The organism is Chryseobacterium jejuense (genome assembly GCF_017877355.1).
GTDB classification, from domain to species: Bacteria; Bacteroidota; Bacteroidia; order Flavobacteriales; family Weeksellaceae; genus Chryseobacterium; species Chryseobacterium jejuense_A.
This window is the reverse complement of the sequence record NZ_JAGIPR010000004.1, coordinates 431,700-450,207: the sequence shown is the minus strand read 5'-3', so window position 1 is coordinate 450,207 and position 18,508 is coordinate 431,700. Positions and strand designations below refer to the sequence as shown.

General features: G+C 36.4%; 10 protein-coding genes. 2 read left to right on the top strand and 8 right to left on the bottom strand.

From position 1 onward, the window contains the following. Positions 1-829: 829 nt before the first annotated feature. The gene (locus J2772_RS11225) at positions 830-3,742 is read left to right on the top strand and encodes a SusC/RagA family TonB-linked outer membrane protein (protein WP_209916630.1); all 2,913 of its coding nucleotides are present in this window, start codon (positions 830-832) and stop codon (positions 3,740-3,742) included. A 16-nt stretch (positions 3,743-3,758) separates the two neighbouring features. Further along, positions 3,759-5,654, top strand: a complete 1,896-nt coding sequence (locus J2772_RS11220) for a SusD/RagB family nutrient-binding outer membrane lipoprotein (RefSeq protein ID WP_209916628.1) — start codon at positions 3,759-3,761, stop codon at positions 5,652-5,654. A gap of 116 nt (positions 5,655-5,770) precedes the next feature. Here the strand turns inward: J2772_RS11220 and J2772_RS11215 are convergent, their stop codons facing one another. From J2772_RS11215 to J2772_RS11180, 8 genes are all read right to left on the bottom strand, one after another. Then, positions 5,771-6,343 (bottom strand): hypothetical protein, encoded by a 573-nt coding sequence (locus J2772_RS11215; RefSeq protein WP_245365206.1) that lies wholly within the window; start codon positions 6,341-6,343, stop codon positions 5,771-5,773. A 16-nt stretch (positions 6,344-6,359) separates the two neighbouring features. After that, positions 6,360-6,884, bottom strand: coding sequence for a hypothetical protein (locus tag J2772_RS11210; RefSeq protein WP_209916624.1), 525 nt, complete (start codon positions 6,882-6,884; stop codon positions 6,360-6,362). Beyond that, the gene (locus J2772_RS11205) at positions 6,881-9,628 is read right to left on the bottom strand and encodes a hypothetical protein (protein WP_209916622.1); all 2,748 of its coding nucleotides are present in this window, start codon (positions 9,626-9,628) and stop codon (positions 6,881-6,883) included. The genes J2772_RS11210 and J2772_RS11205 overlap by 4 nt, the downstream gene beginning before the upstream one ends. Continuing rightward, the gene (locus J2772_RS11200; protein WP_209916620.1) at positions 9,621-10,421 is read right to left on the bottom strand and encodes a WxL protein host-binding domain-containing protein; all 801 of its coding nucleotides are present in this window, start codon (positions 10,419-10,421) and stop codon (positions 9,621-9,623) included. Before J2772_RS11200 ends, J2772_RS11205 begins: the two co-directional genes overlap by 8 nt. A gap of 103 nt (positions 10,422-10,524) precedes the next feature. Next, positions 10,525-11,103, bottom strand: a complete 579-nt coding sequence (locus J2772_RS11195) for a hypothetical protein (protein ID WP_209916618.1) — start codon at positions 11,101-11,103, stop codon at positions 10,525-10,527. Positions 11,104-11,290: 187 nt separating this feature from the next. Continuing rightward, a complete protein-coding gene (locus J2772_RS11190; RefSeq protein ID WP_209916616.1) occupies positions 11,291-13,633 on the bottom strand; it encodes a phosphocholine-specific phospholipase C in 2,343 nt (780 codons plus the stop codon). A gap of 83 nt (positions 13,634-13,716) precedes the next feature. After that, positions 13,717-15,234: a SusD/RagB family nutrient-binding outer membrane lipoprotein gene (locus tag J2772_RS11185; RefSeq protein WP_209916613.1), complete on the bottom strand. Its 1,518-nt coding sequence runs from the start codon at positions 15,232-15,234 to the stop codon at positions 13,717-13,719. A gap of 20 nt (positions 15,235-15,254) precedes the next feature. Next, positions 15,255-18,413 carry a SusC/RagA family TonB-linked outer membrane protein gene (locus J2772_RS11180; protein WP_209916611.1) on the bottom strand — a complete coding sequence of 1,053 codons (3,159 nt, stop codon included), beginning with the start codon at positions 18,411-18,413 and terminating at the stop codon, positions 15,255-15,257. Between the last annotated feature and the right edge of the window lie 95 nt (positions 18,414-18,508).

Below are 18,508 nucleotides of genomic sequence, written 5' to 3'. Positions count from 1 at the left end.
CACAGAAGTTAAGCCCACCAGCGCCGATGGTACTGCTAACGCGGGAGAGTAGGCCGCCGCCAGTTTTTATTTTATTTTTAAAAATCCTTTATCATTACGATAAAGGATTTTTTTTTTGCTTTATACTATACCCAACGAATAAAGCAGATCTAATCCACAACTCAAGAATACCCAAACAATGAGTAATGAGCAATCAGTAATGAGTAATCGGAAATGGTTCTCAAAGTAATATTCATTACAATCCTTTCTATATGATACGCTCTCCTTTATTCTTTATCTGTTTCCTTTATCTAAAATCTATTATCTAAGCGTAAGGCTAAAGCCATTGGATTATTCTTTTTATTACTGATAGGCCTAGGGCATTACTATTCTTTTCCCATAGCCTATTGTCATCCTGTAAGGATCTTTAGTAACTATAAGGCTATGCAGTAAGCTTCCGTAAATAGCTGAATAAAATTACGAATCCCATTGTCTGGATCCCAACGGGATGACAAAGTGTGAGGAGTACTGCACATTAAAGTATCATACAAATGTTTATCATTCATGGTAGATTATTCATTAATCATGAGAAGCAGTTTCCATTATCCATCAAACAAATACATATCCATCAAAATAATTATTTAATTCTATTTTCTAATCTTATTGTTCCCATGCTTTTTTTGTATTCGAATATTTCCTATTTCTATTAAAATTTAATCTTTTTTTTCAAATATGAAAGTATAACTTCAATTATATCAGTGATATTTTAGTATTTGTTCTTATTTTTTATTAGTATACTATTAAATACTGTTAAAATATTATATTTGATTTCAAAATATTAAATATAATTATGAATAGAACTATTGTTAAGGCGGGGCTTCTTTCATCATTATTTCTTTGCTTTACTGGATTGTCTGCCCAGAAGACAGATTCTACTAAGGTTGGAAAAATTGATGAAGTTGTTGTAACAGCCTATGGAGTAAAAAAAGAAAAGAAAACCTTGGGATATTCTTTCCAAGATGTAAAAGGACAAGCCCTCGTTGATGCAAAAGAAACGAATGTTACTAATGCCTTAGTTGGTAAAGTAGCAGGAATGCAAGTAATTAAAGGTGGGTTTGGTCCTGCATCATCATCAAGGATCAATCTAAGAGGTTTTAACTCTCTTACAGGAGACAGCCAACCTCTGATTGTAGTGGATGGAGTTCCATTGAGTAACGGTATGGGGGTAAAAGCCAAGCAGAATAATGGTTATTATAATAACGATTTTTGGAACCCTGATTTGGATATGGGAAATGGGCTGAATGATATTAATGCAGAAGATATAGAAAGTATCTCTGTCCTTAAAGGAGGTGCAGCTTCTGCACTATATGGAGCCCGGGGTGGAAATGGTGTTATTCTGATTACAACAAAAACTGGAAAGAAGAAAGGCGGCATAGGAATTACTTATTCTACCAATTTAGGTTTTGAAACTATTTTTATGAAGCCAGATATGCAGACAAGTTTTGGTCTGGGCCAAAATGGTGTTGTGAATCCTGCTAATAGTGAGAATACAAGTTCATGGGGTCCCGCATTGGACGGAACTAATATGAAGCGATATGATAACCTGAGTAATTTTTTTAAAACAGGAATCAATTCTCAGCATACTTTGAATTTTCAGGAAAACCTGGGAGAAGGGACTAGCTTATATACATCTATGAATTATTTAAATGATAATAGTCAAATTCCTAATTCCAAATTTGAGAGATTCAACTTCATGGCGAAAATGAATTCTGTTTTTGGAAAAGAAAAAAGATGGACATCGGAAGTAAAGGTACAATACATTAGTAGTAAGGCAAGGAATAGACCTGCTGGCGGAAGAGGGGATGGAAATTATTATTCTAATATTCTCTTGATGCCACAGAATATTGATATTCGTGATTATCGTGAAGGACAAACACAAAACAATATAAAATCGAATTGGATTAGCCCCAATGGTATAAACCCTTACTGGTCCGCATATAACAGTCTTAATGCCGATAAAAAAGATCGTGCGCTGTTAAATAGTTATCTTAAATACCAGTTTAATGACTGGTTGAGTGCAGATGTAAGGCTTGGGACTGATTTTTATGCTTTAAATGCAGATGCCAGAGTATGGACAGGTTCATCACGAAGAAACTCTTATTCCACAAGTGAAGAGAAGTTTTATGAGAACAATTATATCGCAAACCTTACTGCTAAAAAAGATAACTTATTTGGAAAATGGGGTGGTTCTCTTGCATTGTATGGACAACTAATGGAGACAAGAACTAAAGCTCTTTATTTCAGTACTCAAAATTTAATTGTTCCCAATGTTTTTAGTGTAAATAATACAAGTGATCTTGCAAGTAGTGCGAATAATGAGGTTGATCTTTGGAAGAAGATTAATTCCGTTTTTGCAGCTTTGGAAATTAATTATGACGGATATTGGTTTATTAATGCTACGTTCAGGAATGACTGGTCTTCAACTTTAAATGTAGAAAACAGATCATATTCTTATCCTTCTTTAAGTACATCTTTGGTTTTAACAGAAATGTTGCATAAACTAAATGGTACAACTTCTAAAGTATTAACGTTTGCAAAGCTTCGTGGAGCTTATGCCGTAACCGGAAATTCTTTAAATCCTTACGAACTATATAATATTTATAAACTTGCGGCTGACCCCACAGGACATGCCGTTTTAGGTAGATTAAAATCTCTATATGATGCCTCTGTACAAGCTGAAAAATTAAAGAGCTTTGAAGTAGGGGCTGATCTTAAGTTTTTTAATAGAGTTTCTCTGGATGTAAGTTATTTTTTTAACACAGCAACAAGACAATTAATTAATCTACCTATGAATCCTCTTTCAGGGTATGAGGATATGAAAATTAATGGCGGGAAACTTGAAAATAGTGGAATTGAAGTAGTGTTGAATACTGATATTTTTAAAAATGAAAACTTTAACTGGAATGTAAATGCCAATTTTTCAAAACTAAAAAGTGAGATAAAAGACATTTATGGCTCTCTTTCTAAATATCCTTTGAGAGGTGGGGGCTATGATAATGTTACATTTTTTGCAGAAGTAGGTCAGCCTTATGGAGCCATTTATGGAACAAAATTTTTAAGAGTGGAGGATCCTAATAATCCTAATTTTGGAAAATTAATTGTAGGAGCAAACGGATTACCCCAGGCTACTCCCGATCAGTATTATTTAGGAGATCAAAATCCGCGCATGTTATTTGGACTTACCAATAGTTTTAATTATAAAAATATTGGACTTTCTTTTCAGATTGATGGTCGTATTGGTGGCAAATTTTATTCAGGTACCCAATCAGCTTTACAAAAAGTAGGACTTGCAGAAGATACAGCTCCGGGAGGAAGAAGAGATAATTTTGTTCTTGATGCAGTAGTACAGCAACCTGGTGGCGGATATGCATCCAATACAAAAGAAATTACACAACAAGATTACTGGGCAGCGGTAACAACAGGAAACTTGGGAATCACAGAACAGAATATTTATGATGCTACGAATATCAGATTAAGAAATATTCAGGTATCATACAGTTTTCCTAAGAATTTATTTCAAAAATTTGCACTTCAAAGTGCCAAGGTTGCTTTCACAGCAAATAATGTATGGATGTTGTATAGTAAAGCAAAAGGTATTGATCCCGAATCAGTATTTGCTATCAACTCCAATGCTGTAGGATTTGAAAATCTTTCATTTCCAACTACCAGATCTTATTTATTCACTATTACACTAGGCTTTTAATATCAATAATAACATTATGAAAAAATATATTTTATCTTTCATAGCACTTGCTACGGTTCTTGCTTCATGTAGCGATTTTGAAGACATGAATAACGATCCTTATGCGGTTGATATTAATAGTGCTGAACCGGAGTATTTCTTGAATAATTCTATCTTGGGTGCTCAACAAGATCCCAATATTGCTGAACGTACTTTTGTTTTGTATTGGAAAACGGCAGCAAGACAACATCTGACCACAGGAATTGCAGGGGGTTCATATGATGACTCCTGGACAGTAGAATATTGGAAAGGAATTTCAGAATGGCTGAATAATGCCAATGCAACTATTGATATCGTCAACGAAAAGAAAGCTATAGGACAGGGTAAACCTTACTATGATAATCTTACCCAGGTAGCTAGAATCTGGAGAGCTTATTTAATGAGTGAATTTTCTGATAATTTTGGTCCCCAACCTATTCAGGCATTTAAAAAAGTAAATCCTGGGTTTAATTCTGAAAAAGAGGTCTATTATTTTATTTTAGAAGAATTAAAGGATGCGGCGGCTAAAATGGATGTTAACCAACCTGCTCCTTCCAATCCCAGTGCTTATGATATGGCCTATGGATTTAAATGGAGCCAATGGGTGAAGTATGCCAACTCCATGAGAATGAGAATTGCCATGAGAATATCAGAGGTGGATCCTGCAAAAGCAAAAGCTGAGTTTGAAAATGCGGCCAATTCTAATATGTTCATCAGTACAAGTGATGATAATTTTAAAGTTAAAGAAGATACAGGGTGGAATCCTTTATCAGGGGTAATGTCCAGAGAATGGAACTCTCAGATTTTATCGGCGACTCTAAATAATATGTACATTGGTTTAGGAGGCGTTAACTCTACAGATCAATTGCCGGCTGCACAGCAGACATCGGTAAAAGCTTCCGATTATATTGGAATAAAATATGATGAACAATTCTCCACATTAACCAATGATCCAAGTGCAGGATACTGGCTGGATGGGCTTCCTAATAAAATAGACCCAAGGGCTTATAAAACATTTTATATTCCTGGAGACCTTACCAACCCAATTTATTCACTTTATCCTACCTATACCAGCCAGGCTACTACCAATAAAGGGGATCTTACGTTTGCGAACGGATCTAAGGTTACAATCAATACAGTAAATACCTGGAATACGACTACAATAGGGAATTGGGGTGTAAAAGGACAGAGAAACGGATTAAGAGGCGTTATTGGGTGTATGCCTGCTTTAGGGAAACAATATAGAGAAGGCAAGAACTCTAGAATTTTCTTTGCAAGCTGGGAAACGTATTTCCTGATGGCGGAAGCTGCACTGAAAGGTTGGTCTGTCCCTATGAGTGATGTAGCTGCTTATAATAAAGGGATCCAGGATAGTTTTGCCTATAATGGAGTATCGCAATTTTATACTCAGTATATTGCTTCAACAGATTATAATCGTGACGGAACTTCTGTTGCTTACACACATGTAACAGAGCCAGGAGCCAGCCATACCATGAACTATAAAGATCCTTCTACAGGCAATATGGTTTCTGTTGAGATTAAATATCCAGTAAATACCATTTACAAAAACGGTTCGGTGAGAAATGATAAGCTTACGAAAATCATCACTCAAAAATATATTGCCAATATGCCTTGGCTTCCGTTGGAGTCCTGGAGCGATCAAAGAAGACTGGGGTTACCTTTCTTTGAAAATCCTGCGATAGAAACACCGTTGGTTAATTTACCTAATCTGAATTCAGGAAATTATATGACAAACTCTATTCAAAATTTCCCTCAAAGGTTGAGATATCCGAGTACCTTCAGGAATACGGATCAAGATGGGTATACAAAAGCCGTACAGTTACTGGGCGGGCAAGATGCAGTGCTTACCCCTCTTTGGTGGGCAAAACACTAAATTGAATCTGTTTTAAAAAGAAACCTTTCCAAATCTTGGAAAGGTTTCTTTTTTTGGATATAATGATAGATGCAACTTTATTTCTTAAAAGTGAGCATTCTCAATTATCCGTTACATTAATTTGCAACGATGGTGAAAACTATTCGTGCACTATAGGTGTTTGCTGGAACCGTTACAGAAACACCGGCTAGTTGCAATATTAAGTTGATATCTGCAAAAGTTATACTATTAGCCAGCCCTAAAACACCACTAAAGGAAAAAGTTACAAAAGTTACATCGGCTGTTTGTGATATTGGAATATAGGTGGTTCCTCCGTTGATACTAGATGTACAAAAGAGACAAACTCCATGTATAGCTGTTGTTCCGCCGGTTCTTTTTGCAGCAAGGGTCAGAGAACTATTCCAGGGATTGGGGGTATAGCGCATGGTCATCTTTGCACCGGAGCTTGAAAGCAGGTTGAGAAAAGAACCCGGCAATGTTCCGGATAGTGTTATTTGATTAGTACCGGGAGTACCAGAATTATCATAAGTTCCTGCATAATTACTTCCAGCCTCGGTAATGACGGGTATACTGGCATTCCAGTTTCCGGAGACATTTACAACCTGTGCCTTTATAAAGCTGCTGCTGAGTATAAGGATAATATAGATCAATCTTTTTATACAGATTTTTCGGAGAAATTGACAATTCATTTTCATACTTCATTTTTTATTCTGTGATGGTATAGACTATGGTAAGGGTTGCATTGGCTCGGGTAGCTAAGTTGGCATAAGTATTGGGAACCAGAGAAATTGTCAGTCGATGCCCGTTATTGGCTCCGTTGCCAGTAAAAGCCCCTCCAATTCCACTTATGATGGTAACCGGAGTGTTGGTTAAAGTAACTTGTGCCGAAGGAGTTCCTAATGTTCCGCCTCCTGCTCCGGAAGCTGCTGCTGCCTGTAATCTGATATCTACTCCCGTAATGAGAGTGCCACTAATAGCTGCTGTAATTTTTCTGGTAAGACCTCCACTGGCAATAGCAGAAGTATAGTTAATCCATTTTGATGTATTGGGCGTTGGATTACCAATTGGGTTTCCAGCTTCAGTAGGTGCTGTGAAGCTTAAAGCAATGTTTCCGGTAGGTTCTATGTCCATTAAGGTAACAACAGGTAAGGTTAAAGTAACATTAGTCTGAGAATATAATAAGCCGGACAAAATAAAAGCTGTTGATAATATGGCGCGTTTCAGAATCATTTCTTATTTTTTATTTCATTATATCCTACTTTTAAGGATTCCTGTTGATACTTGATTTCTATCTGCTGTTTGACGATCTGGATATTTAATTTTTTTATTTCCGAGGGTTTCAAAGTGAATTGAAATTGATCTGTTGAAATTTTATATCGTTTATCAAGTCCATTCCTATAAAGTTTTACCGTCCAATCTCCTGGTCTTAGATAAGTAAAATCAAAATCTTCTCCTACAAAACAAATCTTACGATAAATCTGGCTATCTCCAACTGCTTCTACAATAATACTTTCTTTTTTCTTCTTCCCTTTTTTAGATTGTAGCACTTCATCTGTAAGGCTTTTATTTTCTGTTTCCAAAAGCTGAACCTGCCCTTGTATATTGGCAGCTGTTGTTATTCCGAAATTAAAAACATTTTCTTTGTTGATAAGAGGCAGTGATGCTGGAAAAACTACATTGGGAATGTCATTGATTTCTGTGGTTGAGCGGTCTATCTCAAGAAAATAATTACCAGGAATTACATTCTTAAATACATAATTTCCATCTTTGTCTGTTATGCATAAATAACTGCCCAGCATTAATCTTATGCCTTCAGTCTTTTTTATCCCCAGGTTACCAACATTTCCGGATAAGGATATATATTCAGCAGTTCTTTGTACCGGAATATTAAGCCGCCATGTATAACGCATTGAAAATATAAAATCTTTATCTCCAATTTGTCCCCTTTGCAATGAGTATCTCCCCGAAAGATCAAGCTCATTGCCGGGAAATAATCGTTGATGAAACAGAAGTTCAAACAAGTTTCTGTCTTTAAAATATTCCTCAGGGATGTAGTTGTTTTGGTAAAATAAACTTAAACTGGTTTTATCTGAAAATTTGCTGATGATTCTCGCTCCATAATAAAGTTGTTTTTGATTTTGCAGCTGATATCTGGAAGTGATTGCATAACTGCCAAAGAGACTAAAAGACGTCTTAAATTTTTCAAATGAGAGATTGGCGGCATACAAACTTGAATGGCCATTAAATCCGGTCAGATAATTGTCTGTATTACCAAACTGTCCTTCAAGGTTAATCTGAAATATTCCGATACGCTGATCTATGCTCACTCTGAAGAAACGTTCATAATAATCAAACTGCTTAGGCTCTAAGCGGTCCTGATATTTTTGAAAACCATGATTGATGATGATAGAACCATTGGAGAGATATTTATACTGTATCCCATACTGCAGGTATTTTCTGTAAGGAGCAGCCAGAAATAAGGTATCTCTCTGGAAGTTCTTGGCATCCTGCATATAATTGCCGATAACATTCAGTTTCTTAGTCAGTCTGTATTGAAGGTATCCACTGAAAGTATTGGTATTGGTAAAATATCCTGCAAACCGAGGGCTAGCCTTCATATAGGTTAAATTCCCGTTGAATTTTTCAAAATTCACCTCTGCCTGTGCCATATAAGCTGTTCCTTCAGCTCTTTTTGTTGTACTGTAGGCGAATTCTCCGGAGAGATTAATATGTTTTGAAATTTTGAATTTTCCTTTTGTATAAGGAAGGTGAGCTTCGGAGTTTATGCCTGCATTTCTAGCGTTTGGTTCTTCTTTCATAGGCATTTTATACAGATACCCAACCGAAATTTCAGATTCTTTACGAATTTTAAATGCAGAATAAACATTAAATTCATCTTTAATGTCTCTGAAAAATCTTGGACGGTTATAAAAACCTCCTATACTTAACCTATTGAAATGATACCGGATTTCTGCACCACGGCCATATCTTGCAAACTCAGTTAAGTAGGATGCAGAGTAGGTTTTATCTCCTAAATGTACAAATAGATTATCTCTTTTATAGTTTACAAAATACTCTTCGTACTGAGTAAAAGTATTGAGTTCAATAGGATTGTGTGTAGCTGCATGAAATTCAATCTGATTTTTATTTTCCTTATCCAGTGATCCTTTACCATAGATTTCGCCTTGAAAGCCGTCATTATATACTCCCATATTCTTCATTCCGATAAAGGATAATGATGCTGCAACGGGAAACCTGTGATAGATATCCTGATTGGCAGGCTGTACAGATATGACCTGAGTACTTATGTAGATCGTTTGATCTTCCTTAGGGTTATCTTTTGAATGTACCGAAAGATTTAGGTTTTGAAATTCATTCTGCCCCAGTTCTGGATTAGTAGCTTTATGTATTGTAATGACTTTCGATTCGTTGGGGCTCAGAATAATAGATGGATCGTGGTCAACAATAGCATTTTTACTTTCCAGAATAAGATTTTCTGTGATGTTACCATTGTTTTTTAGAAGAAAAGAAGCACGGATGGTTTCTCCGGCTCTTGTAAATTCTGGTGACTCCAATACTGTTAGGGAGAGCTTTCTGCTTGCGGAAACTGTAATCTTAGATGTTTTTGTGGAAGACAATCCGTTAGAACGGTCTGTAATATTTAATGTAATAAAATATTCTCCTTGTACCGTTTCTGTTGAAATCCGTAATGGGACAAGATATACTGAAGTTTCTTGAGGGGAGATCACAAATTCTCCTTTTTCTAGAATAGGAGTGATAAGTGAACTTGAGGTGATAACAGAAATATCATATACTTTATTCTCAGTCGAATTATTTTGTAGGGTGAATGGAATAGAAGTAGACATTCCCGGTATTAAGCTATCTTTTTTACTGACCAATCGGGTTGGTTGTTGTTGAGAAAAAGCGAATAACGGGAATAGTATAACAATAAATAATGTCCAGGTTTTAATCATTTTTTACTTCTAGTTCCACATTGAGCGCAAAAGCGTTCTCGTCTTCATCCGTTGCTATAACAGTAGCTTTGTACTGAGCGGGTGGCACTTTACTGATATCAATGTAAAAAGTTTTAGAAGTAGAAGGCAGCAGACCCATTTTTAAGCTTGAAAAGGTTCCTATTTTTTCTCCTGTTTTACGGTTATAGATTTCAATGGATGCTGTGGGTTTACAATAAAGATTTCCATTGTTGGCGATCGCTATTTTTACCGTTTGTTTTCCTTCTTCTTTCTCTACTTTGATATTTTCGAATCTAAGGTCCGGTTTGGCCTTTTCCGTATCATAATCTGTAATGACCTGAATAGCATATCGTACCACAGAGGTAATACTCACGCCAGGTTCCTTGTCACTTGGCTTTATATCTTCTACAGGCTCCACAATGATAACACTCCAATAGCTGCCAGGATCTATTACCTGGTTAGGAACGGTAATTTCATAAAGTACTTCTGTCTTTTCTTTAGCTTTCAGCGTTACCAGATTGGTATTGAGTTTTATCCAATCTCCATTACTCCTTTTTTGAGTATGTAATTCTGTGTAATTAATAGTACCATCGGCATGGTAAGAAAAATCCTGTAAAAATAATTTTACAGTCTGTGGGCTGCCGCCCGTATTTTCAATGGCTATTTTTCCTTTATAAACTTTGCCGTTTTCTATCTTATAGGAATGCGTAAGCCCATTAAGAACCACAATGCCGGCATGTAAAAAGCTGAACTGCAAAATCAAAGTGATTAAAAAAAGAATACGCTTTATCATCATATAAAGTTTTGAGGTTTATTATTTAATAATATAAAAACAGGAAGAAACTGGAACACAATTTCTTCTTGTTTTTGAAATACAGAATTGAATATTTAGAATTCTAATTGTCTATTAAGGTATAGACAACAGTAGCTGTAATAGATGGTTTTGCCAATAAATCCGAATAATTTGCTACACCACCAGGTCCGCTTCCAGCAGCCAGTGCGTATGTAAGGTTATGTCCGTTATTAGCACCATTTCCTGTATAAGCACTTCCAATACCGGAAATAATCGTCTGGTCATCAGCACTTAAGGTTAAAAGCCCAGCAGATGTTCCTAAAGCTCCTGCTCCTGCACCTGTAGGAGCAGCGGCTGTTACGTGTACATCTATTCCAGGAATAATAGCATTAAGTTTTACACTTACACTACGGGAAGGTTTAGTATCAGATTTGATAGTGGAATAATTTAGCCACAGCGTAGTGTTGGCTGCACTGGGTAGAATAGGGCTCCCTGCTTCAGTAGGAGCCGTAAATCCTAACGTGATATTTTTCGTAGCAGCAGGTTCAATGTCTACAAGAGCAACTTCAGGAACCGAAATGGTGATCGTATGGCTGTCTGTATTGGAATCCTGAGCACTTAAATTTCCGGATATGGCAGCTGCAAATAAAGACATTGCAACCGTTAATTTTAATTTATTCATGATCTTAATATTAGTTGAGTGAAAGTAATGAAAAATCAATAAATTATGAAATAAATGTATGATAATTTTTATATTATTGATTATTTTTCTATTGTAATGAAATATAATTGAAAAATATTTCACTTTTTATGCGCGAAAAATCCTGTACGTTGGTACAGGATTTATAATGCTTTGTTGAAAGAAATTTTTATGCCCAATGTGGATCTGAAACAGAAATTTTACCTGTTTCTATTCTTCCTGCAAAGTGCCAGCTATGCTCTTCTGAGGTTATTATTACATCATACCAGCCTTTGTATGGGCTTAGGTCAATCACTATTTTCTCTTCCGGTTTCTGGATAGTAATTGTTTTTTTATTTTTTGTATATAGATTTTCCAGAGTAATATTGCCTTTTTTACCGTTTTTAATAATTACCTCAACCTGATTTTTTGAAGTATTATTAATCAAAAGAACCTCAAATGGTGAAGCATTGTTCCCTTTAAACTTTCGGAAGAAACCATTAGGACCAAAAACTTCATAATCATAGGCTCCTGTTTGCGATGCCGGATGAGATAGTTCTTTTCCGGAGTATAAAGCATAAGAAAAATAATAATTATTGTCGTTCAATCGGGTTCTGTCATAAAGATGAAGCGGAACACCGTTTTCTTTTAAATTGGTCATTGTAATTTTACCTGCTTCCAGATTCACATGAAAGTTGTAAGGAAGAGGATTGGAGGGTTTTATTCCCTTCTCCTGAATTTCAAGCAAATCATTCTTCAGCTCATTCTCAGCATACCACTTCAACTGAGGAACAGGTTTGTTTTTTGCGGCATTGATGGTTGTAGCATAATCTTTTTGATCCAGATAATCCATTTGCGGAGCTTTAATATTGGGAGAATTAAAGGCTGAAGTAAGATCACCGCAGATTGCTCTTCTCCATTCACTGATATTGTCTACATGAACATTTTTATTGAATTTTTTCATGATGAACTTCTCCAGAAACTGCAATACAGATGTATGATCTGAAACTTCAGAATTCACAAAACCTCCTTTCGTCCATGGGGAAGCAACAATCATAGGCACCCTGTAACCCAATCCCACCGTTCCTTCTGCTTTTTCATAGTCTTTTAAGGTTGGATCAGACATATATTCCTGATCTTTGCTCACATATTCCACTCCGTTTTTTCCGTTGATATCAACCGGCTGGCTTGGATTTAATGGTGGGGCAAAAGGAATTACATGATCAAAATATCCGTCATTTTCATCATAATTGATAATAAAAATTGTTTTTTTCCACATCTCAGGATTCTTGGTCAGGATATTGAGAACCTCAGAAATATACCATGCACCATACCAAGGGGATCCCGGGTGATCTGAGAAATGCTCCGGAGCTACCAGCCAGGAGACTAATGGTAGTTTTTTCTCTTCTACATCCTTACGGAATTGGAAAAGTACATCGCCTTTCGGTACAACTAGTCTTTCTCCATATTCATCTTTTCCAATTTCCAGATTGTGATAATCAGGATCATTAGCATTGGTAGTAAAGGCTTTTTCGTGGAGATTTTTCTCCTGTTGGGAAAGTTTTGAATAATTATCCGGATGGTATTTCACCTGATCTTCCTGAAGTTCGGTAATGATAGCTTCCAGTCTTTCTTTCTGATTGGGTTTTTTCAGGATTTCCTGCTTCAGCGAAGCAATGATGTTGGGAATATGCTGATAATATCCTTTTGAGAACTTTACATTAAATTTTGAAAACCATTCAATCGGATTATCTGTAAAATTGCTTAACCATGCTTCCTGCTCACCCGATAATCCTTTTGGAAGACTGATTTCATTCTGATAAATACGCCATGAAACATTTTGCTCTTCTAAAATCTCAGGGAAGCTTTTCCATTTGGCTTGTCTGGCTTTATCATAATCAATATCATCATTTACCACATTCGCTTTCGATTTACCATTTTGTTGTTCTCTCAAAGTTCCGGACCAATGGAAAAGCCTGTTCGGAGTAGTCCCCGTCATGGAAGAACAGAAATATTGGTCAAATATGGTAAAAGCATCCGCAAGCTGATAGTAGAATGGAAGATCTTCACGATTGTAATATCCTAAGGTAAGTGGAATATTTTTATAATTTTCATTCCCTGAAGCTTTTGCCTGAAGCCACTGGTCATACTTTCCTTTATTGAAAGCCTGTTGCTGGTTTTCCCATGAATGCGGAAGCGAGCTCATCCAGGTTGATTTAGTATTTCTCAGATCCAGACGGGCCGGAGCTGCATATTTCCCGGTTTTTTCCTTTTGAAAAAAAGCAGAATGCCCATCCTGTTTAATAAAAGTCCTTTTATCCAGAAACCCACGAACTCCTTTAAGTGCTCCAAAAGCATGATCGAAAGAACGGTTTTCCTGCATCAGAATAACAATATGTTCTGCATCATAAAAAGTGGATTGTGCAGCCGGATCTATAGCCAAAGCCTTTAGAATAGCCGGATGTAAAACACTTGAGCTTCCTAATCCAGCCATTAAAATACTTGATTTTTCTAAAAATTCTCTTCTATTCATGATCTATCGTAATAAGAAAGAAACCGCAAGTTAATAGGATTTTCCTGCGATTTCTTTGTTAGGTATAAAAATAAGTCAGATTTCTATTGTAGCCACCAAGGTTTGGAGTTAATATTATCATTTCCTCCATATTGAGCTGTAAGAGCAGCCTTTAAGTTAGCACTGTTGTAATTGTATTCAGACTGCGGATATCTGAATCTGAATGGAGCCGACACACCAGATTGTAAAGGATAATTAGGGTATCCTGTTCTCAGATAGTCATAATAAGAAGTCCATTGTGACTGGTGGAACATAATCATGTATTTTTGAGTGATGATTTTTTCCACCTGTTCCTGTAGTGGAGCAGAAGTATTGTATACTACCAAAGGTGTTGCCAGATACTGATTTACATCAAAACCTGTAAAATACTGCCCCGGATTTTTTACATACGTCTGATAAAAGCTAAAACTTGCTTTGATTGCATTGTCATAATGTGTCTTTGCTGATCCGGAAATCCATCCTCTGGCTGCGGCTTCAGCCAGAATAAACTCCAGTTCTGAATAACTTAAAACTGAAGAAGGTTCATTGGTTGGATCCTTATAAAAACGGTCGTTTACCTTAGAAATATTTTTTGCTGTGATTAATTTAGCATTTTCAGAATAAGTTGAAATAGGGTCTCCACCGTTGTAGCCTGTAAAATCTGTAATGGCTTTTCCGGCTTCTTTAGCTCCGGTAGTCTGAGATGCAAATGTAAATAAACGCGGGTCTTGTCTGTCTTTAAATAGATTAATGAAGTAGTCTGCCATATACAAACTAGATCCATATCCACTGTTGTTGAACATAGAATATCGGCTGTCTGCTGCGTCAGCAAATTTAAGCTCACCATTGTCTGATATAGAGGTCATCAAAGGCTGGCTTCCTGCAATAGAGGCAAATTCTGTTGCAATATTGTAGCTTCCCACCGTTGTTTTTTTAGATAAGGTGATGAGAATTTTCAGGCGGAATGAGTTGATTAATTTCTTCCATTTTGAAGCATCACCGTTGAAAATAATATCCCCTTCAATTTTATCATTGGTGTTAATAAGATCATTTGCTTCTTTTAACTCTGATAAAATTCCGGCCATTACTACATCCTGACTATCATATTTAGGCTGTGTAATACCTGACTCACCTTTTACTGCTTCCGTATAAGGAATACTTCCCACCCGTAAGCTGGTAGTAAAAAAGTGATAAGCTCTTATGAATTTACCGATAGCTATATAATTTTTATTCTTAATCTTGTCTGCCTCCTGCATCATTTTTACCGTGTTCAGAAGCGATTTTGAATACACATCAAAAGAGGCTTCATTCCATTTCATATACTGATATTTATTTTCCCCATCCGTACCAATCATCATTCTGGAAGCATACATATTATCCCCATCCACCTGAAATGTAGCTCTGGAAACATAGGTTAAAAGGTATTTAGGATCAATGCTGGCCTGGTCATTAGGATTTTCATTGATTTTATCAAGATTAGACTCACAGGAAGCTAAAATAAACAGTACTGCTGCAACTACTGATTGTATCAGCCATTTAGCTGTTTTGCCTTTAAGCCCGTTCGTATTGATATTATTTTTCATTGTATTAACTTACTTTTTAATTAAAACTTAAGGTTAAATCCGATTCCGAACCATCTGCTTGAAGGATCCTGAATATCATTCGTAATATCTTCTGTTCTACCTGTTTTGATCTGGAAATCCGGATCCGAATAAAGGTTTTTAGACTTTTTCCACATGGCCAGATTGTAAGCTGAGATATTAGCAGTGAAACCTTTAATCATTCCTTTTGGATTCAGTAATGAAGAGAAGTCATATTCCAATACCACTGATCTTAGCTTGATAAAGGTTCTGTCGAATACATTGGCAAATTCTTCACTTTCATCTTCAGTTACACGGGCCTGGTAAGGATAGTTCTGTGCCCAATCCTGGAAGTTGATAGGCTTGGTATGCTGGGTATAAAGACCTGTTGTGGGGTCATAGTTTACTCCGTTCGGTACAAAATAATACTTTCCAGGATTTGCATACTCAATATCTCTGTAAGCCACGGAATTCGGGTGTTTTCCTCCCCACCACATTTTCTCAACAACCTGAGATCTCATAATTCCACCGATACTTCCGTCAATTCCGATATTTAGGGATACTTTTTTATACTTGAAGGTATTGTTAAAACCAAAAGTCCAGTCCGGGTTGAAATGTCCCAGATTACTTGGGGCATTGGCTCTTGTTGGCATTCCTGATTTAGCATCCAGAATTACCTGTCCGTCCGGAGATTTTTGCCATGTATAATCATAATAGCTGTCCATTCTTTCTCCTAACTTAATATTCTTGTAGTTAGGCATGTTATTATAGATAGAAGTCAGCTTTTGTTCATAGGTACTCCAGTTGATTAATGTTTTCCAGGTGAAATCAGTTGTCTTTATCGGAACAATTCCCAGGGAAATTTCAAATCCTTTTGTTGTGTATTCGTTTCCATTTATATATTGTGAGATAAAACCGGATGATTCAGCACTTGGAAACTCCAGGATGTTGTTATAATCAAGCGTTCTGAAATAAGTAGCATCTAAAGTAATTCTGTTATTGAAGAGACCGGCACTTAATCCCAATTCATAAGATTTTGTCTGCTCAGGTTTTAAAGTATTTTCTACATTTAAAGTGCTAGGATATAGATAAGTTGGGTTACCATTAAAGCTAATACCTTTATTATTCGAATAATAGTTTCTGATGGAATAAGGCTGGAAATCGTAAGCTACTTTCGCCCATGAAGCGGAAAGTTTTAGCATATTGATAGCCTCCGGCATTTTTACCAGATTGGAAATCACAGCACTGATGGATGCAGAAGGGTAGAAGTAAGATCTGTTGGCTTTTGGTAGAGTAGAAGACCAGTCGTTACGCCCGGAAATATTGATGAAGAAAGCATTGTATAATCCAATATCAATAGTAGAATAAGCACTGTAGATTAGTTTTTCTTTCAGATAAGTAAAGTTTTTGAGTGCTCCAATGGAATTCTCAAATGAGTATATTTCTGGGATTCTTAAACCATCTGTAGATCTTTCATTTTTGTTGTTCTTATAGTAAAAAGCAGAACCTCCGGCATTGATTGTGAAATCAAAATTCTCTGATATCTTTTTCTTATAGGTTGCCAGTACATCATAGTTCAGGTTCCATGTTTTCAAATCATTCACTATATATCCGCCACTTCTTGGGGTATTGTAATTGAAATAAGAATAAGGGCTGAATGTTTCAGATTTGCTGTGATTTTCAACAAGGGAAATCTTTCCTTTTACTGAAAAATCTTTTGTTGCCTTATACTCTAATCCCGTTTGGGCATTAATGATGTTGGTTCTGTTCTGATTCTTATAATACTCAGCTCCGAACCATGGGTTATTGTACCATGCATAATTCCAGTTAGCCTGTGCTACCCCTTCTTTTCCGGGAATCCACATGTGATTTCTTAAGGCTTTTCCGTCTACATCAGCCCCCATCCAGATTAGGATAGTATACATGTGCCCACTAGGGTTGTAATCGTAGTTGGGAACGTTAGGAGTAAAAGCTTGATTGAAATTAAATTTTGTATCAAAGATGAATTTTTCTCCCAAATGATTTACAGAAGAGAAATTGATTCCATATTTCTGCAGGTAAGAGTTGGGAACCCTGTCATCATAATTCATGAAATTCCCTGAAAACCTGTAGATGTCTTTGTTATTTCGATAGCTGATCGCGAAATTATTATTGTTGATAATGGCAGGTTTCAAGAAGGTATCCAAATTGTCGTGGTATTTCCAGTCGATTGGAACCCTTTCATATCTTGCTTTATCATTATACTGAGTTCCTGTCACAGCTCCATACCAAGGAATAACCTGTCCGGTTGCTTTATCTCTGATCGGACTGTTCCATTGGGCAATCTTCAGACCGGGAACAAACTTTGGCCCCCAGATCATATCTCCGTCATTCACACCACCATCGGCTCCATCCCAGAATTCATATTTCCCTTGAGAACCATTGCCATATTCGGTCTGGGTTTTTGGAAGATTGGTAAATCCTCCTGTAATCATGGTGTTTTGAGAAAATTCTACAGAGAAGCCTTTCTTTTTAGCACTTTTTGTAGTAATCAGAATTGCTCCATATCGTCCTCTTGAGCCATAAAGAGCAGAAGCCGTTGCTCCTTTCAGTACGTTGATATTTTCTATATTGTTAGGATCTAAATTCTGGAAAACTTCTTTTTCTACAATTACCCCATCAATCACAAATACCAGATTGGAGTTTCCTCTTAAAGTAAATTGTGGAGCCTGCTGCATTCCCGTTGGGTTAGAAACATTCAGACCGGCTACCTGTCCTGAGAATAAATTTCCAATACTTGGGGTGGTAATAGTTTCAAACTGTTTGGTTCCTACTTCCTGGGTAGAATATCCAATTTTTTCCTTTTTCTTGGCAATTCCCAATGCGGTTATAACAACGCCTTCAATCTGTTTCTCATTGGTCTTTTTCAACACAACGGAATACTGTTTTTTTGAAGAAACTTCCACAGTATACACAGAAAAATCAGGGGAAAAGAATTCCAGAATATCTTTGGGGTTCGCTGAAATAGTAAAATTCCCATTTTCATCTGTTGTAGCAGTTTTCCCTGTGTTCTTATCGGTAATATTTACGCCTGAAACAGTAGTGCCATTTTCAGATTTTACGTTTCCGGAAACGGCAATCTCCTGAGCTGTAATATATAAGGGAAGTAAAAAAACTGCAAACGTGGCTAATGTTTTCTTCATTCTTTTTGATTGCAAATTTAGCCCGTCAGTATTACGTGAATTTTAAGTTCATATTAAAATAAAAACACAATTTATGTATATTTTAACAGGAATAA

Excerpts from the sequence above, each read along its gene's own strand:
- J2772_RS11190 (WP_209916616.1), bottom strand. The coding sequence starts at position 13,633 with ATGAATAGAAGAGAATTTTTAGAAAAATCAAGTATTTTAATGGCTGGA.
- J2772_RS11205 (WP_209916622.1), bottom strand. The coding sequence starts at position 9,628 with ATGATTAAAACCTGGACATTATTTATTGTTATACTATTCCCGTTATTC.
- J2772_RS11220 (WP_209916628.1), top strand. The coding sequence starts at position 3,759 with ATGAAAAAATATATTTTATCTTTCATAGCACTTGCTACGGTTCTTGCT.
- J2772_RS11215 (WP_245365206.1), bottom strand. The coding sequence starts at position 6,343 with ATGAATTGTCAATTTCTCCGAAAAATCTGTATAAAAAGATTGATCTAT.
- J2772_RS11225 (WP_209916630.1), top strand. The coding sequence starts at position 830 with ATGAATAGAACTATTGTTAAGGCGGGGCTTCTTTCATCATTATTTCTT.
- J2772_RS11200 (WP_209916620.1), bottom strand. The coding sequence starts at position 10,421 with ATGATAAAGCGTATTCTTTTTTTAATCACTTTGATTTTGCAGTTCAGC.
- J2772_RS11185 (WP_209916613.1), bottom strand. The coding sequence starts at position 15,234 with ATGAAAAATAATATCAATACGAACGGGCTTAAAGGCAAAACAGCTAAA.
- J2772_RS11180 (WP_209916611.1), bottom strand. The coding sequence starts at position 18,413 with ATGAAGAAAACATTAGCCACGTTTGCAGTTTTTTTACTTCCCTTATAT.
- J2772_RS11195 (WP_209916618.1), bottom strand. The coding sequence starts at position 11,103 with ATGAATAAATTAAAATTAACGGTTGCAATGTCTTTATTTGCAGCTGCC.
- J2772_RS11210 (WP_209916624.1), bottom strand. The coding sequence starts at position 6,884 with ATGATTCTGAAACGCGCCATATTATCAACAGCTTTTATTTTGTCCGGC.